The organism is Shewanella sp. MEBiC00475 (assembly GCF_005234075.1).
Lineage (GTDB): Bacteria > Pseudomonadota > Gammaproteobacteria > Enterobacterales > Shewanellaceae > Shewanella > Shewanella polaris.
On sequence record NZ_CP039928.1, the window covers coordinates 4,079,805 to 4,104,677 of the forward strand.

Annotated in this window: 22 protein-coding genes and 1 riboswitch; of the genes, 21 read left to right on the top strand and 1 reads right to left on the bottom strand. The window is 41.5% G+C overall.

Annotation, left to right across the window (positions count from 1 at the left end):
- The first annotated feature begins 40 nt into the window (after nt 1-40).
- The 14 genes from acpP (at nt 41) to FCN25_RS18160 (ending at nt 17,475) form a co-directional block, all read left to right on the top strand.
- Complete coding sequence (gene acpP, locus FCN25_RS18095; protein WP_011496723.1) at nt 41-274, top strand: acyl carrier protein; 234 nt, start codon at nt 41-43, stop codon at nt 272-274.
- A gap of 163 nt (nt 275-437) precedes the next feature.
- Complete coding sequence (fabF, locus tag FCN25_RS18100) at nt 438-1,679, top strand: beta-ketoacyl-ACP synthase II (RefSeq protein ID WP_137226784.1); 1,242 nt, start codon at nt 438-440, stop codon at nt 1,677-1,679.
- Between the two features lie 115 nt (nt 1,680-1,794).
- The gene (locus tag FCN25_RS18105) at nt 1,795-2,283 is read left to right on the top strand and encodes an acyl-CoA thioesterase (protein WP_137226785.1); all 489 of its coding nucleotides are present in this window, start codon (nt 1,795-1,797) and stop codon (nt 2,281-2,283) included.
- A 13-nt stretch (nt 2,284-2,296) separates the two neighbouring features.
- Nucleotides 2,297-3,172 carry an NAD(P)-dependent oxidoreductase gene (locus FCN25_RS18110; RefSeq protein WP_137226786.1) on the top strand — a complete coding sequence of 292 codons (876 nt, stop codon included), beginning with the start codon at nt 2,297-2,299 and terminating at the stop codon, nt 3,170-3,172.
- A gap of 398 nt (nt 3,173-3,570) precedes the next feature.
- Complete coding sequence (locus tag FCN25_RS18115; RefSeq protein ID WP_137226787.1) at nt 3,571-3,906, top strand: cytochrome c3 family protein; 336 nt, start codon at nt 3,571-3,573, stop codon at nt 3,904-3,906.
- Between the two features lie 600 nt (nt 3,907-4,506).
- A complete protein-coding gene (locus tag FCN25_RS18120; RefSeq protein WP_137226788.1) occupies nt 4,507-7,308 on the top strand; it encodes a molybdopterin-dependent oxidoreductase in 2,802 nt (933 codons plus the stop codon).
- Complete coding sequence (gene cobA / locus FCN25_RS18125; protein WP_137226789.1) at nt 7,308-8,201, top strand: uroporphyrinogen-III C-methyltransferase; 894 nt, start codon at nt 7,308-7,310, stop codon at nt 8,199-8,201. The genes FCN25_RS18120 and cobA overlap by 1 nt, the downstream gene beginning before the upstream one ends.
- Nucleotides 8,194-9,372: a glycosyl transferase gene (locus FCN25_RS18130; protein WP_175405899.1), complete on the top strand. Its 1,179-nt coding sequence runs from the start codon at nt 8,194-8,196 to the stop codon at nt 9,370-9,372. The genes cobA and FCN25_RS18130 overlap by 8 nt, the downstream gene beginning before the upstream one ends.
- Nucleotides 9,360-10,052: an ANTAR domain-containing response regulator gene (locus tag FCN25_RS18135; protein WP_167496013.1), complete on the top strand. Its 693-nt coding sequence runs from the start codon at nt 9,360-9,362 to the stop codon at nt 10,050-10,052. Before FCN25_RS18130 ends, FCN25_RS18135 begins: the two co-directional genes overlap by 13 nt.
- 222 nt (nt 10,053-10,274) lie before the next feature.
- Nucleotides 10,275-12,878: a nitrite reductase large subunit NirB gene (gene nirB / locus FCN25_RS18140; protein WP_137226792.1), complete on the top strand. Its 2,604-nt coding sequence runs from the start codon at nt 10,275-10,277 to the stop codon at nt 12,876-12,878.
- Entirely contained in the window at nt 12,875-13,201 is a 327-nt protein-coding gene (gene nirD / locus FCN25_RS18145) for a nitrite reductase small subunit NirD (RefSeq protein WP_137226793.1), read from the top strand. Before nirB ends, nirD begins: the two co-directional genes overlap by 4 nt.
- Before the next feature lie 10 nt (nt 13,202-13,211).
- On the top strand, nt 13,212-14,678 hold the full coding sequence (locus FCN25_RS18150) for a NarK family nitrate/nitrite MFS transporter (RefSeq protein ID WP_137226794.1): 1,467 nt from the start codon (nt 13,212-13,214) through the stop codon (nt 14,676-14,678).
- Nucleotides 14,679-14,790: 112 nt separating this feature from the next.
- Entirely contained in the window at nt 14,791-16,575 is a 1,785-nt protein-coding gene (locus tag FCN25_RS18155) for a bifunctional protein-serine/threonine kinase/phosphatase (RefSeq protein WP_254693678.1), read from the top strand.
- A 267-nt stretch (nt 16,576-16,842) separates the two neighbouring features.
- Nucleotides 16,843-17,475 carry a LuxR C-terminal-related transcriptional regulator gene (locus FCN25_RS18160; protein WP_137226795.1) on the top strand — a complete coding sequence of 211 codons (633 nt, stop codon included), beginning with the start codon at nt 16,843-16,845 and terminating at the stop codon, nt 17,473-17,475.
- Nucleotides 17,476-17,557: 82 nt separating this feature from the next.
- On the opposite strand, the gene FCN25_RS18165 is transcribed toward FCN25_RS18160, so the two are convergent.
- A complete protein-coding gene (locus FCN25_RS18165) occupies nt 17,558-19,318 on the bottom strand; it encodes a M61 family metallopeptidase (RefSeq protein ID WP_137226796.1) in 1,761 nt (586 codons plus the stop codon).
- Nucleotides 19,319-19,522: 204 nt separating this feature from the next.
- On the opposite strand from FCN25_RS18165, the gene hinT reads away from it, so the two are divergent.
- The 7 genes from hinT (at nt 19,523) to pnuC (ending at nt 24,871) form a co-directional block, all read left to right on the top strand.
- Complete coding sequence (gene hinT / locus FCN25_RS18170) at nt 19,523-19,876, top strand: purine nucleoside phosphoramidase (protein ID WP_137226797.1); 354 nt, start codon at nt 19,523-19,525, stop codon at nt 19,874-19,876.
- A complete protein-coding gene (locus tag FCN25_RS18175; protein WP_137226798.1) occupies nt 19,876-20,385 on the top strand; it encodes a PaaI family thioesterase in 510 nt (169 codons plus the stop codon). Before hinT ends, FCN25_RS18175 begins: the two co-directional genes overlap by 1 nt.
- A complete protein-coding gene (locus FCN25_RS18180; RefSeq protein ID WP_137226799.1) occupies nt 20,382-20,849 on the top strand; it encodes a PaaI family thioesterase in 468 nt (155 codons plus the stop codon). Before FCN25_RS18175 ends, FCN25_RS18180 begins: the two co-directional genes overlap by 4 nt.
- Before the next feature lie 63 nt (nt 20,850-20,912).
- Complete coding sequence (locus FCN25_RS18185) at nt 20,913-21,305, top strand: YcfL family protein (RefSeq protein WP_137226800.1); 393 nt, start codon at nt 20,913-20,915, stop codon at nt 21,303-21,305.
- Between the two features lie 169 nt (nt 21,306-21,474).
- A riboswitch (TPP riboswitch) is annotated at nt 21,475-21,581 on the top strand.
- Between the two features lie 57 nt (nt 21,582-21,638).
- A complete protein-coding gene (locus FCN25_RS18190; protein ID WP_137226801.1) occupies nt 21,639-23,840 on the top strand; it encodes a TonB-dependent receptor in 2,202 nt (733 codons plus the stop codon).
- A gap of 54 nt (nt 23,841-23,894) precedes the next feature.
- Nucleotides 23,895-24,155: a hypothetical protein gene (locus FCN25_RS18195; protein ID WP_137226802.1), complete on the top strand. Its 261-nt coding sequence runs from the start codon at nt 23,895-23,897 to the stop codon at nt 24,153-24,155.
- A gap of 5 nt (nt 24,156-24,160) precedes the next feature.
- Nucleotides 24,161-24,871, top strand: coding sequence for a nicotinamide riboside transporter PnuC (gene pnuC / locus FCN25_RS18200; RefSeq protein ID WP_137226803.1), 711 nt, complete (start codon nt 24,161-24,163; stop codon nt 24,869-24,871).
- The last annotated feature ends 2 nt before the right edge of the window (nt 24,872-24,873 follow it).

The window sequence follows — 24,873 nt, forward strand, 5'->3', positions numbered from 1 at the left end:
ATCTTACGCAAGTGCGTAATTTGAATAGGAAAGAAAACTAATGAGCAACATCGAAGAACGTGTAAAGAAAATCATCATTGAGCAACTTGGCGTTAAAGAAGAAGACGTTAAATCAGCTGCTTCTTTTGTAGACGATTTAGGTGCCGATTCTCTAGACACTGTTGAATTGGTTATGGCTCTAGAAGAAGAGTTTGATACCGAGATCCCTGACGAAGAAGCTGAAAAGATCACTACTGTTCAAGCAGCGATCGATTACGTTTCTAAAAATCAGTAATCAAGAATTCACAAAAAAAGGCGGCATTTATGCCGCCTTTTTTTGTTTAAAACATTTGTAAACGCTCGTTTCATTTAATTGCAAGAGAACATCCTTCCTTAACTTTCTTTAGCTATATCGCAATAAATGGCATCGTGGCAGATTTTATTTAAAGGTGAATATCATGTCTAAACGTCGTGTCGTCATCACAGGTCTTGGTCTTGTGACTCCAGTGGGTAATGATGTCGAGTCTACTTGGAATGCCTTACTGGCTGGTAAGAGTGGTATTGCTCCCATTACTAAGTTTGATGCGAGTGAGTATGGCACTCGTTTTAGTGGTTCAGTGAAAGATTTTGACGTCGAACAATACCTAAGCAAAAAAGATGCCCGTAAAATGGATTTGTTTATCCAATATGGCATGGCGGCGGGTATTCAAGCCGTTAAAGATTCAGGCTTAGATATGAGCCAAGAAAACCCCGCTCGCATCGGTACCGCTATTGGCGCGGGTATGGGCGGAATGTGGTTAATCGAGCAAGGCCATTCAGCATTATTAAACGGCGGACCACGCAAAGTGTCACCCTTTTTTGTGCCAAGTACTATTATCAATATGATCGCAGGCCATTTGTCGATTATGTATGGTATGACAGGCCCCAACTTTGCGGTTACCACTGCGTGTACTACGGGCGTACATAATATCGGTTTTGCAGCACGCACCATTGCCTATGGTGATGCCGATGTGATGGTCGCTGGTGGCGCTGAAGATGTGACTAGCCCACTAGGTGTTGCTGGTTTTAGTGCCGCTAAAGCATTATCGACGCGTAATGACGATCCCACTGCAGCAAGTCGTCCTTGGGATAAAGACCGTGATGGCTTTGTTATTGGTGATGGCGCAGGTGTTATTGTTATGGAAGAGTATGAGCGAGCTAAAGCGCGTGGTGCTAAAATTTACGGTGAGTTAGTTGGTTTTGGTATGAGTGGCGATGCATTCCACATGACATCACCTCCAAGTGACGGTGCAGGCGCAGCGGCTGCGATGGTTAATGCCATTAATGATGCCCAAATAGAGAAAGAGCTTGTGGGTTATATTAATGCCCATGGCACCTCAACTAACGCTGGTGATAAAGCCGAAACGGCTGCCGTTAAATCGGTATTTGGACCACATGCCTACGAGGTATTGGTGAGTTCGACTAAATCAATGACGGGGCATTTGTTGGGCGCAGCTGGCGCAGTTGAAGCCATTATTACTCTGCTTGCATTACGCGATCAACACGTACCGCCAACAATCAACTTAGATAACCCAGATGAAGGTTGCGACTTAGATTTTGTTGCCCACACATCTCGCCGTCATCAATTTGATTATGCCTTATGTAATTCATTTGGTTTCGGTGGTACAAACGGTTCATTATTATTCAAAAGAATGGATTAATATTATTTGCTCAAAAAAAGCGCCGATGGCGCTTTTTTTATCTCTTTTAATGATTGGTATTAATACAAAGTGTATCGTTAAGTTTCGATATATCTTGCGATGACTAGGAGGCTGTATGGCCGGACAAGATAGGCAGATTACATTACGTTTTTTAGCTGAGCCCGCAGATGTAAATTTCGGCGGTAAAGTGCATGGCGGCGCAGTAATGAAATGGATCGATTTGGCTGCTTATGCAGCCGCCGCTGGCTGGAGTGGTAAGTATTGTATTACAGTTTATGCAGGTGGCATCCGCTTTGTTAAGCCTATTCATGTGGGGAATATCGTCGAAGTGACTGGTAAAGTCATTTATACTGGTACGACATCCATGCACATTGCCATAGACGTGAAGGCGGGCGATCCTAAAGAGTCAGCACGTTATTTAACCACGCATTGTATTGTGATCATGGTAGCTGTCGACGATGAAGGGGAACCGACTCCAGTTCCTGAGTGGATCCCACAAACTGCCGATGATATTCGTCTACGTGACGCCGCTTTACGTTTAATGGATATGCGTAAACGCATTGGGGCAGAAATGGAAGCTCACGTTAAACCTTCAGTTGAATAAATAAGGGGAAAGTATGGCTAAGGTAGCATTTATTGGATTAGGCGTTATGGGGTTCCCAATGGCGGGGCATTTAACTCAGCAGGGTCATGACGTCACAGTGTATAACCGTACCAGCGCGAAAGCGAAAAAGTGGGTAGCACAGTATGGTGGTAAGTCTGCTGATACACCTAAAGATGCAGCTCAAGGTCAAGACATTGTTTTTATTTGTGTCGGTAATGATGATGACCTACGCCAGGTAGTATTGGGTGAGCAAGGTGCTGTTCATGGTATGCATTCTGGCGCTATTTTAGTTGATCATACTACGGCGTCTGCAGATGTCGCTCGTGAAATTGCCGCGCAAATTGAACCACTTAATATCGGATTTTTGGATGCCCCAGTTTCAGGTGGTCAAGCGGGTGCCGAAAATGGTGTATTAACCGTGATGATGGGGGGGGAACAAACTCACTTTGATGTGGTTAAACCTGTTATCGCTGCTTATAGCCGTTGTGCAGAATTGTTAGGGCCTGTTGGTTCTGGACAGTTAACTAAAATGGTTAATCAAATTTGTATTGCTGGTGTGGTTCAAGGCTTAGCGGAAGGGCTTCATTTTGCCAAAAGTGCTGGTTTGGATGGCTTGAAAGTGATTGAAGTTATCAGTAAAGGTGCGGCACAAAGTTGGCAGATGGAGAACCGTTATCAGACTATGTGGCAAGGTCAATATGATTTTGGTTTTGCTATCGACTGGATGCGTAAAGATTTAGGTATAGCGTTAGATGAAGCTCGTCAAAATGGTAGTCATTTACCTGTCACAGCGCTAGTTGATCAGTTCTATTCAGAAGTACAGGCGATGAAAGGTAATCGTTGGGATACCTCTAGTTTACTTGCCCGTTTAGAAAAGTCGCGCAGTTAATATCGATTAATACTTTTGTCGTTCCATTCTAGAATCGCTCGATACTTTTTAAACAAGCCGGTTATGTGAGTAACTGGCTTTTTATGGGTATTTTTCTGTTTCTGGTTAGACTTTGCTAAATTAGTACTTTTTGTTGGTAAGTGGTTTGTTAGCTAAAAACCATCGATTTACATGATGTAGCGCACATATTCAAAGTATTAACACTGCTATTATTATTTGATATAAATTAATTTTGCTTAAAGTGGACTAATTAACTAAGTTTACATTGCCAATCAATTTTAGATTGTTTTGTATATAACGTTGTTGAGTAAACTCTCAAGTAAAGTGTCGTGTTGTAGTGTGGTGATCCGTATCAGATAAAAAGAATGCGGGCACATACTAAATTGGAGGAATGAATAGTGAGCAATAAATTACTAAGCGCATTGTTTGCGGCCGGTTTTGCGGTAATGATGATGTCTTCTGCATCATTTGCTGCTGATGAAACCCTCGCAGAGTTTCACGTTGAAATGGGTGGCTGTGAAACTTGTCACGCAGATGGTGAGCCATCAAAAGATGGTGCATATGAATTTGAGCAATGTCAAAGTTGTCATGGTTCATTAGCCGAAATGGATGAAAACCACAAGCCACATGATGGTATTTTAATGTGTGCAGATTGTCATGCACCACATGAAATCAAAGTAGGCGAAATGCCAACTTGTGATACTTGTCATGATGATGGCCGCGTTGCTAAATAAGCTATTTTAGTCGTTTAAAATTAGTAGCTGAAAAATACCGACATTATGTCGGTATTTTGTTTTTAACGGTATAATAATGAAGTAGACATCCAATACTTTTGTACTAATAAGATTAATTTATTCTCGCTTGTTAGTGGTAATGGTATATCCGCACAAAGAACTCTTCGATAGAAAAACTTCATAAACAAACTTATTCATCAATTTTCAATTTACTTGCGTTAATTAGAACGTTATTCCCTAATGTATTGCCTAAAATTCTCATTCAGCATGTATCAACTCATTCAGTTTTAACCTCGTATAATTTGGAAAAATCATCATTCCTTTTAAAAAAATGTTTAATTAAAGGATGAAAGACGGTGAGTTAAACACTCATTTATATTACTCAATATATATTCGCATACCTCTTTATAGGTATTAAAATTCTTTTAATTTCAACTAGATGCGCAACAAAAGTGCGCAGGCATGCACTTTTGTTGCGCAAATGTTGATGTAATAAACTTAACTGAATTTCTATTTCTATTGTAAATCAGCATGTTAACTTTTTGGCACGGCTTTCGCAGTCATTTAATCATGAAATCGTTAATGTGAAAGGGTAGATGTATGTCAACAATCCAGTCTAGTTGTGCTTATTGTGGTGTCGGGTGCGGTGTTAGCGTGTCTTCGACTAAAGCCGATTGGGTTGATGTCGATGTGGCCGATGTATCATTAATGGGTGATAGTAATCATCCTGCTAATCAAGGGCATTTATGTGCAAAAGGAGAGCGTTTACTCGACAGTTTAGCTCAACCCAATGTGCTTCGTTATCCTAAACTTCGTTCAGGTAAACCACTTGATTGGGACAATGCGAGCACCTTGATTGCAGACACGTTTGCGCAAACCATTGCGGAACATGGTCCAGATTCCGTTGCACTTTACTTATCAGGGCAATTACTCACTGAAGATTATTATGTAGCAAACAAGTTTGCTAAAGGTTTTTTACAAACTGCCAATATTGATACTAACTCGCGTTTATGTATGTCGTCAGCGGTTAGTGCTATGCAGCGCGCTTTTGGTGAAGATGTGGTGCCAGGTTGTTATGATGACTTAGAACAAGCAGAGGTCATAGTGCTAGTCGGTGCTAATACAGCTTGGACTCATCCAGTGCTTTTTCAACGGATATTAACCGCGAAAAAAGCCAACAACGCGCATTTAGTGGTTATCGACCCTTTATCAACCGCCACCGCAAAACAAGCTGACTTACATTTAGCCATTAAACCGGGTGCTGACTTAGCGCTTTTTCATGGTTTACTCGGTTATCTAGCAGATCAAAATAGTGTTGACCACGCATACATTGCCGCACACACAGAAGGCTTTGATACTGTGGTTTCCCAGGCGCAACAATTAAGCGCCAATTTAACCCAACTTGCCATTGAAGTCGGTGTTTCAGTCACCCAGCTTACAGATTTTTATCAATTAGTCGTCAATAACAATAAAGTGCTTACGGCATCTTGTCAGGGGGTTAATCAATCAACCATCGGTACCGATGTGACGAATGCGATGATTAATTGCCACCTTGCGCTAGGGCACATTGGTCAAACTGGTTGTGGATTCTTTTCGTTAACAGGGCAGCCTAATGCTATGGGCGGCCGTGAGGTAGGAGGCTTAGCGACTCAGTTAGCGTGTCATATGGGATTTTCACAACCGGAGCAGCAGTTACTAGCTGATTTTTGGCAAACTGACAGAGTAGCAGATCAGAAAGGGTTAGCTGCGGTTGAGATGTTTGATGCCCTTGCCGAAGGTAAAATCAAAGCTATTTGGATTATGGGTACCAATCCTGTGGTGTCTTTGCCCAACAGTGAAAAAATAGCACAAGCATTAGCCGATTGTCCTTTTGTGGTGGTGTCTGAAATCAGCCCAGACTCAGATACAGCCAAGCTTGCTGATGTATTACTTCCTGCTCAAGGCTGGTCGGAAAAATGCGGTACCGTCACAAATAGTGAGCGTACTATTACCCGCCAGCGTGGCTTTATCACAGCCAAAGGACAAGCTAAACCTGATTGGTGGGCGCTTAGTCAGGTAGCGAAAAAAATGGGCTTTGATGGCTTTAATTTTGATGACAACGTTAGTGTATTTAGCGAGTTTGCAGCATTATCAGCTAAGGTTAAACAGGTTTTTCCGACTAAGATGTTTGATCTTACTGGGCTAACAGATTTATCCAAAGCACAATATGATGCATTAGCACCAACTCAATGGCCTATTGCTTTGTCGGCTCAAATTGGTCAACAAAACGTGCGTGTTTTCAGTGATGGTGTATTTGCTACCGCAACGGGTAAAGCTCAGTTTGTTGCGCCAGCCGCTAATGTTTCGCAGCAATTGTTACCGAGTAACACACTGTTACTTAATAGCGGCCGTAGTCGGGATCAGTGGCATACCATGACTCGCACTGGGCATATTGCTAGCTTACGAGCTAGTATTCCAGAACCTGTTGTTCTCATCCATTCATCACAACTCAGCACATTTTCTTTAACAGAAGGTGGCTTGGTCCGAATTGAAGCCATTCAAAATCAAATTAAACAATACTCTGCTGAGCTCACTAACCCTGATTTCATTATCCAACCTTCATTCACGGTCGCTCGCGCCGTTGTCGATGATGAAATACCGACAAATATGGCTTTGATGTCGATGCATTGGTCTGCACAGTTTTCGCTGACCAAAGGAGTGAATCAGGCATTAGATGCACGTGTCGATCCAATATCAAAACAACCAGGGTTTAAGTGTCAACCAGTGACATTAAGTCCTGTTGAACTGGCTCTGCAAGGTGTGGTTTTTGGTCAACACGACTCTTCTGCTCACGGGCTATGTTGGCAAGTAACACAAACGCTGGAGAACGGAGTGTGTCATCACATTGGTTTTACAGATATCGACGACGGTTTTGCCTACCAAGCGACAGCCCATTCACTAAAATGGACCTTAACGATAGATGGCCAGCCTTTATATATCCAATGCAATATGGAGAAAGGGTTACTGAAAGCACTAAAGTTGTTATCTGACACTAAAGTGGATGTCGCGTTAACCCAAATGAATGCGTTTATTGGTAAACCTTTAGATAACCAGCTCATTAAGCAATTACATCAACAAATAAAGGCGGGCAACAGCCCATTAGTGTGTGCTTGTACTGGTGTAACCGAAGCGAAGATTAGCGCCGAAATGAATAACCAATTTAATGATCAAGTGATGAGTGATGGTGTCGCTAACATCAGTTTTGAACAGGCATTAGACAACACTCAATCATTATTAGGTTGCGGGCGTCATTGTGGTAGTTGTAACAGTGAAGTAAAGCAGTGTGCCAAGCAAAGTTGGCTGGATGCATTATCGTACACAGAAATTGAACATCAACATGCAGTAGAAGAGGAAGTTGCCTAATGAATAGCGTAGACGCAATGATAAAAGGTCATCAGCCAATTAACTCTTTAGGCAGTATTACTGATGGATTACATACCCGTGAACTGCAAGCTGGCGAAGTCGCCATTGTTGGCGCTGGTTGTGGTCAGTTGGATTTGATGACCATTAAAGCTGCTCGAATTGTCGCCCAAGCAGATGCATTAGTGTTTGATAGCCTTGTGAGCAGCGATATTTTAACGTTGGTGACGCCATCTTGTCAGCGCCACTTTGTTGGTAAACGTTGCGGCCAGCCAAGTGTTAAGCAAGAAGATATTAATACATTATTACTGAGTTTGGCTCAGCAAGGATTAAAAGTAGTACGTTTAAAAGGCGGAGACCCACATATTTTTGGCCGAGGTTCTGAAGAGGCGCTTTACTTGGCACAGCAGGGGATCCGGTCACAGTTTATTGCCGGTGTTACCGCGGCGTTAGGTTGTGCATCAAGTACAGGTATTCCATTGACTTTTCGTGGTATGGCGCGCAGCGTAACCTTGATAACTGGCACTAAGATGACCGATGTCGATAATGTAAATGCGCCTACGCAGTGGCAGGCATTATTAGCGGCACAATCGACATTAGTATTTTATATGGGTAAAGAACAAGCCGCAAGAATCTCTATTGGGTTACTCGATACACTATGCGCAGCTGATTTGCCGGTGGCATTCGTTACCAATGGCGGTAGAGCAAACCAAATTGTTACTTATGCAACCGTAGACTCTATGTCTGATGCCGCGTTAACCATTAAAGACTCTGGACCAACATTAATCATTATTGGTGAAGTGGTGAGTGTCGGGCAACAGCTTGGTGCTTTACTCGACGATATTGATTTTGCTTCACCACAGCCAGCTGATGAGTATGAGGCACTTTATGCCTAAAATTGGCGAGTTAACCCTGACATCAGTCGATGAGTTTGATTTTCGGTTATTGATAAAAGCCTTGGGTAAGGGTGAGAAAGGCTCGCGGGCATTAACTTTTGCTGAGGCCAGCTTATTGCTTGAAGGTTTTTCGAAAGGGAAAGCGACTCGGGTACAGATGGCGAGTGCCATGATGTTAATGCGCGTTCGTGGTGAAACGACAGAAGAAGTCGCTGGAATGGTGGCTGGTTTACGCCATACGTTAGACCATGATTGGCGTTCATTAGCTGTTGACATTGATTGGCCTGTGTATGCGGGTAAGCGTGAGCAGTTACCTTGGTTATTGTTGGTGGCTAAATTATTAGCTAGCCAAGGTATTCGTGTCATGTTGCACGGCGACAGCCTAGCGTTACCACATCGCCGCCATGTTGAATCTTGCTTAAGTGCGGTAAATATTGCTTGTTGTACTACCCCAAAAAGCGCTAATGCGGCATTGCAATCAGATAACATTGTTTATGTACGCGCAGGTGACTTAGCCCCCGTGTTAGATGAGTGTCGTCAATTACATCAAGAATTAGGATTACGCAGTTTAATTCAAACTGCAGTGCGTTGTATCAATCCTGCAAATGCGCCGATAAGTCTGCGCAGTTATTTTCATCCAGGGTTAGATAATTTGCACCAAGGTATTTGTGAGGTGTTATTTGCAAACGGTGAATATCATGATGGCAGTATTGCTATTTTTAAAGGTTTACAAGGCGAAACAGAATGTAATCCAAGAGTGTCGACTACGATAACTGTCGTCAACGGACAGACAGATAATATAGCGGTATTGAGCTTATCTATTCCTACGTTATTAGAAGGCTTTTCTGGTGCAAAAGTGGGTCAAGCAGAATTGTCGAGCGAGATTCTTGCGCTGTTGTGGGGCGAGAAGCAGCCATTTGTAAGCAGTGAACTAACAGCATTAATGTCGCGCACCATGATTGAGCAAGCGCTTAGCAGTATTACGGCCACTTTGGCTACTGTGTTGCTATTACTGAGTCGTAAATCAGCTATGACAGAACCCAATACAACTGCAATTATTACAGCAGAACAAGCAGTTGATTTAAGCCTGAAATGTTGGGAAAACCGTTTTAATACAACAGATAGTCCACTAAAACAATGGCGGAGCAGGGAGTTTTTATGCGCAGTTTAATATTTTGTGATCCGAGTTTTTCTGCCGTGCCTGTAGTCGATTGTGATGTGGTGCAGTATCAAGCTTGTATGGCGGCATTTGGACATGTCACTGTGCTGACTTCTGTGAGTCAAGTTGAGCAACGATTACATCAACAAACATTTGATACCTTATTGGTATTAACTGACACATTACACGGTCAAATCCAAGGGCTAATTCAACGTACATTAACAAGTAAGCCTATGGTGATAGTTGTCAATGCCAAAACCTGGCAGCAGACAGCGTTAACCGATTTACTTGATTGTGGCCGCATTACTTTTATCCCAGAGATGTTAACGGTAAATCGATTAACCAGCGTGATAAGTTTGGCCCAAGCGCGTTTTGATGCTGCCAGTAAAACCTTAGCTGAATTTAAGAAATTGGATGATGAAATTCGCAGTATAAAACTGCTCAGTCAGGCAAAATTAATTGTCATGGCGCAAGGATTTGATGAAGCTAAAGCACATCAGATTATTCAACAACAAGCGATGCAAAAAGGGTTGTCTTTGGCACAAATGTCGGCACAAATTATTGCCGTGGCCAGACCGCAAAAAAGTCCGTTGGCACCAGAGACTTTAGCTGTGAGCAATAATGGTGCGCCTCATGTTGGTGCGATTATCCCTAAAGTGGACAAGTTATCGTCACAACGTAAAGGTTGTTAAGTTTTAATTTAAGGTAAATCAATCAATTATAGTTTTTTATTTGTTGGCATAAAGCCTGCAACATCACAGTATGATACTGAATGTCGATAATGGTTTTAAACCATTTATGTTCAAACAGTAAAATTTAAAAAATCGGGATTGTAACTGGCAATGGCGCCAACTCTTTAAGCGGAGTTGGCGCCATTTTGTTTTTTTACAGTCCGTGGCATGAAGGAGTAGGATATGGCAGTCTCAAAACCCAAATTAGTGGTCGTCGGTAATGGCATGGTAGGTCATCACTTTATTGAGCAATTGTGTAGTTTAGGGCTTAATAAAACGTTTGATGTACATGTGTTTGGAGAAGAGCCTCGTCCAGCCTATGACCGAGTGCAATTGTCAAAATATTTTGAGACCGGTAGTGCCGATCCATTAATGTTAACCAGTGCACAAGACTATCAAGACTGGGGCATTTCGCTTCACTTAAACACCCCTATAACCGCAATTGATATAGCCTCTAAAACGGTCACGAGTGCCCAAGGTGATAATTACCATTATGATCGACTCGTACTGTCTACAGGATCATTTCCGTTTGTGCCTCCGATTCAAGGTAACGATCGCGCTCAATGTCTAGTCTATCGCACCATTGAAGATCTTGAGGCCATTCAAGCTGCTGCGCAAAATAGCAAAGTTGGGGTTGTTGTTGGTGGTGGATTATTAGGGTTAGAAGCCGCTAATGCCATGAAACAACTCGGAGTGAAAACCCATGTTGTTGAGTTTGCGCCACAATTGATGCCCGTTCAGCTAAATGACAAAGCGGGTGATTTGTTGTGTAGTAAAATTGAACAACTCGGCGTGAGTGTTCATACATCAAAAGCCACCACCGCGATTATCGACGGTGAAACGGCATTACATAGAATGACCTTTAATGATGAATCTTATCTTGAAACTGACATGATTGTCTTTTCTGCCGGTATTCGTCCACAAGATTCATTAGCACGTGTTTCAAATATCAATATTGGTGAACGTGGCGGTATTGAAGTTGATGATTACTGCTTAACCTCTGCGCCAGATGTCTATGCTATTGGTGAATGTGCATTATGGCAGCAAAAAATATTTGGTTTAGTGGCTCCAGGTTATCAAATGGCCCGTGTTGTGGCTTCCCATATTGCCTCATTAGCATCAAATACTGTTTCACAGTCATTTACCGGTGCAGACATGAGCACCAAGTTGAAGTTGTTGGGTGTTGATGTAGCCGCAATTGGTGCTAGCCGTGGTTTTGATAATGCACAGTTTGTTGAGTTATCTGATAACCAAGCGGGCATTTATAAAAAATTATGGTTAGACGAAACCGGTAAATTTTTAAAAGGTGCGGTGTTAATTGGTGATAACAGCGATTACAGTCGCTTGCTCGATGCCTATTTATCTCAAGACGAGATTGAAGGTTCTGCGGTTGAGTTATTGCTAGCCGGTGCTGAAAATGAAGCTGATTTAAAAGACACTTCTATTGTGTGTTCTTGCCATCAAGTAACCAAAGGTGACATCGTCGAGTCTGTTAATGCGGGTAACCATAAAATAGCCGAGATTAAATCATGCACTCGCGCAGCATCGGGTTGTGGTGGTTGTGCGCCGTTAGTTCAAAAAATTATTGATCAAACGTTGCAAGCTGCAGGGCTCGATTTTAATGCTGGGATTTGTGCCCATTTTGATCATGACCGACAAGCCTTGTATCACTTATGCCAAGTGGAAAGCATTAATGATTTTAATACCTTAATCACTCAGCATGGCAAACCTTCTGCCAGTGGCCACAAATATGGTTGTGAAATTTGTAAACCTGCAGCCGCATCTATCTTTGCCAGCCTACAAAATCATTATGTGCTGGATCAAAATCTTGGCCATGTACAACTTCAAGACACCAATGATGCTTACTTAGGCAATATCCAAAAAGACGGTACTTATTCTATTGTACCGCGAGTAGCTGGTGGTGAAATAACCCCAACAAAACTCATCGCTATGGGCCAAATTGCCCAAGAATATGACCTGTATACCAAAATAACTGGTGGACAGCGCATTGATATGTTTGGTGCACCGCTATCGCAGTTACCTGAAATTTGGAAAAAACTCATTGATGCTGGTTTTGAAACTGGCCATGCCTATGGCAAATCACTAAGAACAGTTAAGTCATGTGTTGGCAGTACTTGGTGTCGTTATGGCGTACAAGATGCAGTCGGTTTCGCTATCGATTTAGAAAATCGTTACAAAGGCTTACGCAGTCCGCACAAATTAAAATTTGCAGTGTCAGGTTGTACTAGGGAGTGTGCAGAAGCTCAAAGTAAAGACATTGGGATTATTGCAACCGATAAAGGTTGGAACTTGTATGTTGCCGGAAATGGTGGCATGCGTCCTCGTCATGGTGATTTATTTGCTACCGATTTATCCACCGAAGACCTATATAAGTACATCGATCGTATTTTGATGTTTTATGTCAAAACCGCTGACAAATTACAGCGGACTTCTACTTGGATGGACTCTTTAGAAGGTGGTCTAGCTTATTTACAATCAGTCGTTATTGATGATGTTTTGGGGATCAACTCGACCTTAGAGCAACAGATGGATCATATTGCCGCCACATACCAATGTGAATGGAAAACCAGTCTTGATCAACCTGAGTTTTTGGCTCGCTTTAATGAGTTTGTTAACCCAAATGATGCACCAACAGCAGATGCTAATGCTTATCAACGTATTCGAGATCAACGTTTCCCTAGCATTAAAGATGCTGGGGCAGGAACGATTGCCGTTAAAGATATTACAGATGATATCGAACAACCCGCAGTGGAGGAATTAGTATGAGTTGGATAAATGTGTGCAGCGAAGCAAACATGCCGAAAGGCACTGGCGTAGCGGCTTGGGTAGCGGGTCGTGCAGTGGCTATTTTTAACCTCGGTAATGACGGTTTGTTTGCCCTTGATAATATCGATCCTGCTAGTGGTGTGAGCTTGTTAGCCAGAGGGTTGATTTGTGAAATTGACGGTGAGCTTTGTGTTGCTTCGCCTCTCTATAAACAACATTACCGTTTGGATACGGGACGTTGTATTGAAAATGATGATTTAGTCGCTAAACCATTCGACATTAAAACTGAACAAGGCAATGTTTTTGTCTTAGCTCAGTCATAAAGGAGGCAATATGAGTGCTGAAAAATTTAATCTGTTTTCTTTTCGCGGTAAAATGAAAATAATGCATTTGAGCTGGATGGCCTTTTTTATTACTTTTGTGGTGTGGTTTAACGCCGCCCCGTTAGTCAGTGTGATTGCCGACAGTTTAGGGCTAACTAAATCGCAAATTAAAACCTTGTTGATCCTCAATGTGGCGTTAACCATTCCCGCACGGATTATCATTGGCATGGTTACCGATAAATATGGTCCAAGGATCACTTACTCAGCATTGATGGGAATTTGTTCTATACCTTGTTTTATGTTTGCAGTGGCAGATACCTTTGAGCAATTAGCCTTGGCACGTTTTCTGATTGGCTTTATTGGCGCCGGTTTTGTGGTTGGTATTCGTATGGTGAGTGAATGGTTCCCGGCTAAAGAGTTGGGTACTGCAGAAGGTATTTATGGTGGTTGGGGTAACTTTGGTTCTGCCGCTGCAGCCTTTACTTTACCTGCCGTTGCACTTGCTTTTGGTGGCCCTGACGGATGGCGCTATGCCATTGGTATTACCGGTTTAATGAGCTTATTGTTTGCGTTTGTGTATTACTTCAACGTTACCGACACCCCAAAAGGTTCAACCTACTTTAAGCCGAAAAAAGGTGGTGGCTTAGAAGTGACTAGCAAAAGTGATTTTGTACTACTGATCATTATGAAAGTCCCTATGTATGCGACGTTAGCCCTGTTGGGTTGGAAGTTGTCTCCTGCAGGTGTGAGTATGTTTACTCAAGATGTCACTTATCTTATTTATCTTGGTTTAGTCGTGGTATTTGTGTTTGATTATTATCAAACGTATCAAGTGAACAAACACTTGTTTTCAATTGAAGTCCCAGAATTTGAACGTTATGAGTTTAAGCAAGTTGCTGTATTGAATATATTGTATTTCACTACGTTTGGCTCTGAGCTTGCCGTTGTGTCCATGTTGCCACTATTCTTTGCCGAAACGTTTGAACTGGGGATGGCGCAAGCTGGTATGTTGGCTTCAAGTTATGCCTTTATGAACCTCATGTCTCGTCCTGGTGGTGGTTGGTTAAGTGATAAGTTTGGTCGTAAAACTACCTTGCTTATCCTCACTGCGGGTCTGGCTATCGGTTATTTATCGGTCGCGCAAATTGATTCATCTTGGTCATTAACTTTAGCTGTAATGGTTGTCATGGCTTGTTCGTTCTTTGTTCAAGGTGGCGAAGGTGCTGTATTTGCTGCAGTACCTCTCATTAAACGCCGTTTAACGGGTCAAATAGCCGGTATGACAGGAGCTTATGGTAATGTTGGTGCCGTATTTTTCTTAACGGTTTACTCGTTAGTGTCTACTCAAGTGTTTTTCTATGTGATTGCAGTGAGTGCCATATTTGGCTTTGTGACATTATTTTTTATGAAAGAACCCAAAGGTCATATTGCTGAAGTAAACGAACAAGGTGAAGTGACGTTAATCAGCGTAAGTTAATACTTGATTCAAATGATATTTACAGACGTTGTGATTAAAACTCAAACTGCTTATATTTATGCAGTTTGAGTTTTTATGTAACAAACTTTTTAACCAAACAACGAGAGCTTATATGGCTGAAAAGTCGTTAGAAAAAACACTGGATAATGATGATATGCTTCCTTTTGCAGCAACATTGCAGCTTGTTGTTGGCCAAGCTTCCGAAAAGGGCCGCAAGTTACAAAATGAGGATGCAATAGGAATTCGTATTCCTTCAGGGATACCGCTCATGTCGAAGGGTGTTGTGAGTGTGATCAGTGATGGTGTCAGTACCGCTGAGGGGGGCGCACATGCTTCAGCCATTAGTGTCAGTAACTTTCTAGCGGATTACTATTCCACTCCAGAGACGTGGAGTGTACAAACATCGAGTACTAAAGTATTAACTGCATTAAACCGTTGGTTATATGGATTAGGGCAAGATTATCGGGATGCTAGGCGCGGTTTTGTATGTACCTTTAGTGCATTGGTGTTTAAGTCTTGTTCTGTGCACATGCTTCATGTGGGTGATTCGAGGATTTATCGTTTTCGCCGTGGTGAGTTACTTCAATTAAGTCATGATCATAGTGCCAATATTAGCTCATCAAACCAATATCTTACTCGAGCATTGGGGATGGATGTAAAATTAGATGTTGATTACAAAACCTTGTCGGTAGAAGTCGATGATCTGTATTTAATGACAACTGACGGAGTTCATGACCAATTAACTGAGTTTGCCATACATCAAGAGTTAAGCGCGTTTTGCCAATTATACCCGCAACTAACAGATGATTTATGTGAGCAATTTTGCCAAACTTTGATTAGAAAAGCGTTTGATTTAGGCAGCAAAGATAACCTTAGTGCACAGCTTTTAAGTGTGAGTCAATTACCTAAACAAGCTATCGATGATGTGTATCATAGTTTATCGCGCCAGCCATTTCCGCCACCGTTAAGTGAAGGAATGAAGCTAGATGGTTATCAGGTTACCCATATTATCCATCAATCACAGCGCAGCCAAGTGTATCGGGTAATCAATGAGCACGACCAAGTTTTTTGTATGAAAACCCCTTCTGTAAATTACTTAGACGATGCTGCTTATATTGAACGATTCATGTTAGAAAGCTGGACGGGTCAACGTATCAATAGTGCGCATGTGGTCAAGATGGTCGAGCAACATAAAACGAAGTCTGCCTTGTACTATTTAACCGAATTCTTATCAGGAATAAGCTTAGCAGAGTGGCTAACTCAGCATAAAAAAGCGCCAGTGGAAGACGTGTTATTACTGCTCAAACAAATCGAATTAGGCATTAGAGCATTTCATCGCCGTGAAACGCTGCATCAAGATTTAAAACCCGATAATATTTTTATTACGCGTGAGGGAGTGGTAAAAATTATCGACTTTGGTTCTTGTTACATTAAGGGCATTGCGGAAATAAGCAGTCCGTTAGCGCGTGATCGGATTCTTGGTACTGCAGATTATACCGCTCCAGAAGTGATGCTTGGTTATCAAGCTGATGGGCGCGCCGATTTATTTTCTCTGGCAGTTATTGCTTTTGAGATGTTGGCAGGGGAATTACCTTTTAAAGGTAAATTGGAACGTTGTCGAAATCGGCAAGATTATTTACGGTTAGAATATGTTAGCGTGCATAAATTAAATCCTATGGTACCAGAGTGGATTGATCTGGCATTAAAAAAAGCACTTAATATTGAACCTAATTTACGTCAAGCTGATACCTGTGAGCTTATTCATCAATTAACAACTGCAAGTCTAAATCGAAATGCTAAGCATTTTGTTCCGTTAATTAACCGTAACCCAGTTCGTTTCTGGCAAATCATTTCTATCGTTCTGTTTTTAGCATTGATGGCCAGTTTACTTATTTGATTAAGCGATTAACGATAATTGCTTACTTGAGTAAAGCATTTTGATTTTATGTTATCTAATTTATGCATTATTCAATCTAATTAACTAAAATAGAGTTAAATCGATCAGAATTAAGATAATCACCAAACACTAGTACTAAAGTCTATTTTTGTTCTTATAGCTATCCTTTTGGCTTATTTGCAGATGAGGTGCTGATTGTTAGTATTACCGTGTATGAATATAGGCTTGGCATTGAGTCATGTATTTTAATCACATGGAGTGTATGAAATGTTTAAAGTCGTAAATTGGATGATAGTATCAAGGTCTCAGCTGTTAACAGACTTATTGGATTGGCGTTGGCCGCAAGAGTTTTTAGCTAAATTATCTAAAAGCCAGCCAAGCTCTATGGCCAAAATGTTAGCTGTAGAACCTATTTCAATAGTATTTTTTGACTTATCAACCATTGACTTACAACAGGTATATCAATTACAGCGTCTTATTGAACGTGAATATTGTTCTATCCATACCGTCTTTATCAATTTCCCTAAACAACTCGATACTCGATTTCTTATTCACCCCACAACGACGTTAGGGGTATTTTATGCTGACAGCAGCTTAAACGAAATTAGTCTTGGCTTAAATAACATCATGAAAGGTCGTAGAGTCATTCCTCAAGAATTATTACGTTCAGCCCTGAACGATGAAAATGACGAGGACAGTGAACCGTTAACCATCCGCGAGCGTGAAGTATTACAGACTTTATTATCTGGTAGTACTAATTTAGATATTGCTAATCAGCTATTTGTCAGCGAATCAACTATTAAAACCCATTTATACCGAGCATTTAGAAAAATTGGGGTGTCTAGTCGTGGACAAGCAATTGCATGGGCGCAAACTCACATGCATGAGGTGAGAATATAATATCTTTGGTATTTTTAAGATTGAAATGTAATAAAAATGGGCATCAATTGAATTGGTACCCATTTTTTATTTGGCTTTGTCGTTAACAACCTAACCAGAGCATTGTTTTATTAGCATCCTTGATGCTAAGAGAAACCGTGTCTAAAACCGCTTCACGAATAGGCAGTTGTCCTTGCATTAATTCATCACGTCTAAACCAATGTAAGGTAAGTACCTCACCAATGGGTAAGTTTTGTAGTTGTTGTTCAAATTGTGCGGTAACTTGTAAGTTATCTGCTGCAATCAATAAATCTCCAGCGCTAAGGCCAGCTTGATGTGCCGGACTATTTTGGATTACGCTTAACACTTTTAAACCCATTGATTCAGTCTTTGTTTTAGCACCAAAGCCATTGATATACCCCTTAGCATCACCGCCACCTAAATCAGTATTACCTTCACTTGCTCGAAGAGTCATGGACACCCCGACCTGAGCCAATAAAGCTTCAAGCGGAATATCATCACAGTTATTAAGATAGGCAAATAGATCATCACAAGGGCGGTTTAGTATCGTTTCGACAATTCGCTGATGACTAAACGGATCGGTTCCGATGCCAGTTAAGCCGTATTGTTGCCAAAGCGTTCGCATTACATCATCTAGGCTGTGCTTACCTTGAGATTCAATACGAATGGTTAAATCCAAAAATAATGCAAACAGTGCCCCTTTGGTGTAATAACTGACAATGGCATTGGCGGCATTTTCATCTTGCTTATAAAATTTGGTCCACGCATTAAAGCTTGATTGCGTTAACGTTTGCTTAAAACGGCCTTGGCCTCGATATACTCGAGTCATAATTTGGCTGAGCAGGGTGAGATAACCTGCTTGATCAATACATTGTGATTTAAAAGTAATTAAATCATCGTAATATGATGTGATGCCTTCATACGCCCATAATTGAGACGTATATGATTCTTGTGATAAATCAAATGGGGTAAATTCAGCTGGTTTAATCCGTTTAACATTCCATGAGTGGAAGTATTCGTGGCTACATAATGATAAATAAGTGCGATAACCTTTATCCACAGGCGCATCTAGCGACAAGGGTAAGTCATTACGCGAACACATCAATGCAGTAGATGCTTTATGCTCTAAGCCGCCAAAACCATTATCTAAAACCGTTGTCATAAATACATAGCGCTTAAACGGTGCTGGAGTGCCAAACAAATCGATTTGATATTCGCAAATCGCTTTTAAATCATTGGCCAATCTAGCCATATTGGCTCGGTGTTTACCACTGAGAACGATATCGTGTGGAACACCGGCCGCATAAAATGTTTCGATGGTGAGTTCACCCATTTCAACTGGATGATCGATTAAATCGTCATAATTTTCTGCGCTAAAATCACCAAAACCAAATTGCTCGCCGGTTGTTCTCGTCATGCTGGTGGCCAGCGTCCAATGAGCTAAGTTTGCAAGAGCAGGCTTGGCAATGGTGACCTTATGTGGCTGAGACTCAAGGCCATTAGCGGCTAGAAACACGCTACTGCCATTAAAAAAACCATGATTAGTATCAAGGTGCGCTGTTCGAACAGACAAATCCCATGCATAAATTTGGTAGCACAAGCTAATGTGGCTACCTTGGTTATCCAATTGCCACGTTTGTTTATCTAATTGAGTGACCGAAAGTGATTGTTGATTCTCTTTGGCATCAATTTCAATGATGTTTTTAGCAAAATCGCGGATCATGTAACTGCCAGGTAACCATGCCGGTAATGAGAAAATCTGAGATGGATTGGCGTTTTTTAGCGTAAAGGTAACTTCAAATAAATGAGCTTTTGGGTCGACCGCATGAATATGATAATGCATAAAGAATTCCGAATGAGTGGCAAGTCGCAATCAAAACGATTGAGCTATAATAACCAATGCTGCCAAAATTGACTCACTTAAGCAAACGAATCCCATTTTAGGTAAAATATTAACCATAAAAAGCGTTTTTACTGGAGTGATAGATCAAAGACTTGATAGTATTATCAATAGTTACAATGCAGTTATTTAATGAGGATCCTCCTAATGGCCGAAGAAACCATATTTAGCAAAATTATCCGCCGTGAAATTCCAGCGGATATTTTATACCAAGATGAGTTAGTCACCGCATTTCGGGATATTGCTCCGCAAGCTCCTACGCATATTTTGATTATTCCTAACCATTTAATCGCGACAACGAATGATGTTAAAGCATCTGATGAAAAAGCATTAGGGAGAATGATAACAGTAGCGGCAAAACTTGCTGATGAAGCGGGTATTGCAGAAGACGGTTATCGCTTAATAATGAATTGTAATAAGCATGGCGGTCAAGAGGTGTATCATATTCATATGCATCTTTTAGGGGGCAAACCATTAGGCCCAATGCTGAGTCGCGGATAATGAAAACTAACAGTGATTTTTTTCCATTAACAGAAGTTGCTACCCGTTTTGTTAATCAACTTGCTCAATGTCGTCGTTTAGGGCTTACGGTGCAAGAAGCCAGCGAGCATCATGTGTTAATTGAGCTGCCTTACAGTCAAGATATTATTGGTTACCCTGACACCGGAGTTATTCACGGTGGAGTGATCACGACCTTGATCGATACTGCTTGCGGCACCGCAGTGGTATGTGCCATTTTGAAAAAGTATCAATCGTTAGAATTGTCTCCAACATTGGATTTACGTGTCGATTACATGAAACCTGCAGAGCCACATAAATCAGTTTATGCCTTTGCTGAATGCTATCGTTTATCGTCAAGCGTTGCCTTTACCCGTGCGATTGCCTATCAAGACAGCATTGATGAGCCTATTGCTCATGCTGTGGGTTCATTTATGCGCATTAGTCCTGAAATGGTCGGTGAAGAGTTTCGTCAAGCGTTAATGGGTAATTTGCCGGGGGCTAAATCATGAGCGAGCCAAGCAAAATAGATCCAGCAAAGGGTTTAGATGTTCAAGATGTGGTTAAACGCGCCATTGAACTAAATGATTATAGTTACCTACTTGAGAAAGTACCTTACTCACAATTCATTGGTATGTCTGTGGCCCGTTTTGGCGATGAAATGGTATTTAGACTACCCGCTAAAGATGACAATATTGGTAACCCAATATTGCCGGCGATTCACGGAGGGGTAATTGCTGGGTTTATGGAAATGTCGGCAATTGTGCAATTAATGGTATTTATGCAAGCCAAAAAAGTGCCTAAAATTATTGATTTCTCGATTGATTATTTACGTGCCGGTTTGCATCAAGATACGTTTGCCGAATGTAAAATTACTCGCCAAGGTCGTCGAGTTGCGAACGTGAGCATTAACTGCTGGCAAACCAACCGTAAACAACTTATTGCCACAGCACGAGCTCATTTTTTGTTGGATTAGCAATGTAGTGAGTTTTATTGTTCCACAAGATTAATTTAACCAGTTTATTAGAAGGACTATAGTATGAAAATAACATCATTATGCTTTATCGCTTCTGCACTGTTACTGAGTGCATGCGCACACAATACTGCGGGAATTGCTGTCGATTCTAGTGGGTTGGTTAGAGTTGATAGCGCCTCATTTGCGAGCGACATCAAGGTGACAAATATTTCATCACACATGGTGGCTGATTTACTTAAAGCATCGGCATTAATTCAAAGTAAATCCAGTACCGACTTACGGGTACAATATAAATTCACTTGGTTTGATGCTAACGGATTGACTGTTGAAGATGAAGCAAGCAGTTGGAAATCGGTTAAATTACATGGCATGCAACAATTACAAGTGAGTGGTGTGGCGCCAAATACCCAAGCAATTCGCTTTGAGATTTACGTACGCGAAACGTTTTCTTATTAATTAGATAACGTCAGTGTTGTTAACCTAACTCAAGTTAACCGGTAGGGGCAAAAATTTTTAAGGCTAACACTTTATTTATCTTCAAGGTGTTAGCTTCAATACCCAGAATATGTTGTGTTATTAAAATGTATGACTGTTCGTGTAATCAGATTGTAGATAGTTTATAATTATGACCGCCAAGGGGTGTTCAGTAAAACTGAACTGAGATGTCTTTATGACGAACCCTTAGAACCTGATCCGGCTTATACCGGCGTAGGAATGGGCCACACTATCTTTATGTGCACCTCTTATTCGCTACTCTTGCCGGATCTCAAAATAATTATTTGAGGTCCTATGTTCACGAAAAATTCTACTGGGTTATCCCACACGCCAATTGCTTTAGCTGTTATTACAGCATTGAGCTCGCCTGTTGCTATGGCTAAAACCGCTGATGTTGAGCGCGTTACACCTGAATCTGAAAAAATGGAAGTGATTGTTGTTAATGCTGACTTTAGTAATATCAGCCTTGATAAAATGCCGTCAAGTGTGACGGTTATTGATGCACAGCAACTAGAAGACGAAGGGGCGCAACATTTTGAAGATGTGCTCAATTCTATTGCCAACTTTAATTGGTCTGGTGGCAGTTCTCGTCCTAAATATTTCCAAATTCGTGGTGTTGGTGAACAAGAACAATATCAAGGTGCACCCAACTCATCCGTAGGCTTTGTGGTCGACGATATCGATCTATCTGGCCTTGGTATGGTATCGAGCATGTATGACATGCAGCAAGTTGAAGTCTTGCGCGGTCCACAAGGTACCCAATATGGTGCTAATGCGTTAGCCGGATTAATTTACTTAAAAAGTAATGACCCTACAGAATCATTTGAACATGGGGCAAAAGTCAGTTTAGGTGACGACAACCTTCGCACGCTTTCTGGCTTTAGTTCTGGTCCACTCAGTGATTCGGGTAAATTGCTCTACCGAGTATCACTAGAACAACATAACCAAAATGGCTATCGTGACAACCTCTATCTTAACCGTAATGATACCAATGAACGTGATGAGTTAACGGCGAGGGCTAAGTTCCGTTGGTACGCGACTGATGACTTACAAATCGACTTAACTTTATTGCACGCCAATTTTGATAATGGTTACGATGTGTGGACATTGGACAACAATCGCACTAACACCTTAACCGACCAACCTGGGGTTGATACCCAAAAAACCACAGGGACAGGAATTAAGTTCATTTATACTGGAGTGCAAGGATTTGATTTCACTTCGTTAACTTCATTTGCACAAACAGATCATCACAATGGTTATGATGGCGATTGGGCAAATCCAGAGTATTGGGCAAGCAAGGAATGTACTTTGTATGACGATGACTACAATCCTGTTGGCAGTGAGCCATGCGTTTATGATTATACTTGGGATAAAAAGGGTGACCGTAAAACTTTTACTCAAGAGTTTCGCTTGTCGTCAAAAACGGCTGGACGTATCTGGGCGGGCAGCACTGACTGGTTAGTGGGTGTGTACGCAATGAATTTAAAAGAAGATAACGACTTGTACTCCGAGTACAATTCTTACCCTGATGAAGTGTTACAGTCGAGCTATGATGCGACAAACTATGCTGTATTTGCTCAACTAGACAGCCATTTAGGCGATGATTACTTATTGTCGACAGGGTTGCGTTTCGAGCGTCGCGATACTGATTATAGTGACACTAACGAAGATAATTTTACCCCATCAGAAGATATGTGGGGAGGCCATATAGCATTGTCAAAAGTCATTAATGATAATCACAATGCATATGCTCGTGTTGCTCGCGGTTATAAAGCGGGTGGTTTTAATATGACATTACCTGCTGAATTGTCAGACAAGAAAGAATTCGACACTGAGATTTTATATAACTATGAAGTCGGTTTGAAATCGAGCTGGTTTGACGGAGAAGTGGATTCTACATTGGCGCTATTTTATATGGATCGCCAAGATCAACAAGTCGCCGCATCTTTACAAGATCCAGATAGCCCACAGCGGTTTATTCTATTTACCGAAAATGCAGGCAGTTCAAATAACTATGGCGCGGAACTCGATGCAAAATGGTATTTGACAGAAAACATTGAATTTTATGGCAGTTTCGGTTGGTTAGAAACCGAATATGGCCAATATCAATACAGTGACAAATACGGTTCTACCGTCGATTTATCTGGCCGCGACTTAGCGCATTCGCCTAAATTTACTTACAGTGCAGGTATGACCTATGTTGCAGACTCAGGCTGGTTTGCAAACGTGAATGCCAGTGGTAAAAGCCAGTTTTATTATTCAGACAGCAATGAATCTCAGTCAGAAGCCTATACCATTTATAACGCTCGCTTAGGCTATGAAACGCCAACATGGTCGGCATATTTATGGGGCCGCAATTTGTTTGATGAACAATATGGCGTGCGTGGTTTTTATTTTGGCAATGAGCCAGATCAAGACTGGGCTGACAAGCAATATATTCGTTACGGCGACCCACGCCAAATGGGCGTAACATTAGAAGTTCAATTTATGTAATGGCTTGAGGCCGTTGCAACCTGTGTTGTAGCGGCTTTTAATAAGGAATAAAAGATGAAGTTAACTGCAGAAATCAGCATGTATCCGTTTAATGAAAACTATCTTGATCCGATCCAATGGTTTATCGGCAGAGTGGATAGTTATGACAATATTCAACGAGTCACTAACGCGATGGCAACTCAAGTGTGCGGTGAGTATGCCGATGTAATGTCGATGTTAGCCATTGAAATGCAAGCTGCACATAAAAAATGGGGTAAAGCTGTTTTTGTGTGTAAATTTATTGGTGGTGAGCTCGATCTTGCTCATAGCGAATAACTGCAATGAATGATCTATTTATAACGCTACAACAAGCCTTTAATGAAGCGTCATTAATGACGTTTTGGGAGGCTGTTGCCGTTATGCTAGCGCTTGCTTACTTAATTCTTGCCATGCGGACTAACATCTGGTGCTGGTCTGCAGCATTTATTAGTACCGCCATTTATACTGTACTATTTTGGAATGTATCGTTATTGATGGAGTCAGTCCTTAATATTTATTATATGGGGATGGCGGTATATGGTTATTGGCTGTGGTTGCACGTGCCACCGTCTCAGCAAAGTAATTTGCACAATACAGATTTGCAAAATGGTACTCAGCACAACATCGAAACGAATCATCTTAATATTACCAGTTGGTCTTGGAGTACACATGCTAGGCTCATCGGCGCTACATCATTAGTATCTTTGCTGGTGGGATATGGTATGGCTCATTACACGTCGGCAGCATTTCCCTATGTCGACGCGGCAACCACTTGTTTTGCTATAGTAACAACCTATCTAGTGGCGAAAAAAGTGCTGGAGAATTGGCTCTATTGGGTCGTCATTGATTTTGTGTCTATTTACCTTTACTTTCAAAAAGGCTTAATGCTGACATCGGGTTTGTTTGTTTTATATGTCGCGATGGCGGTTGGTGGATACATGATGTGGCGTAAGAAATATCGTCATCATATAATAACGCAAGACAATACGAGTCAAGAGGTGGTTGGAGCATAGCC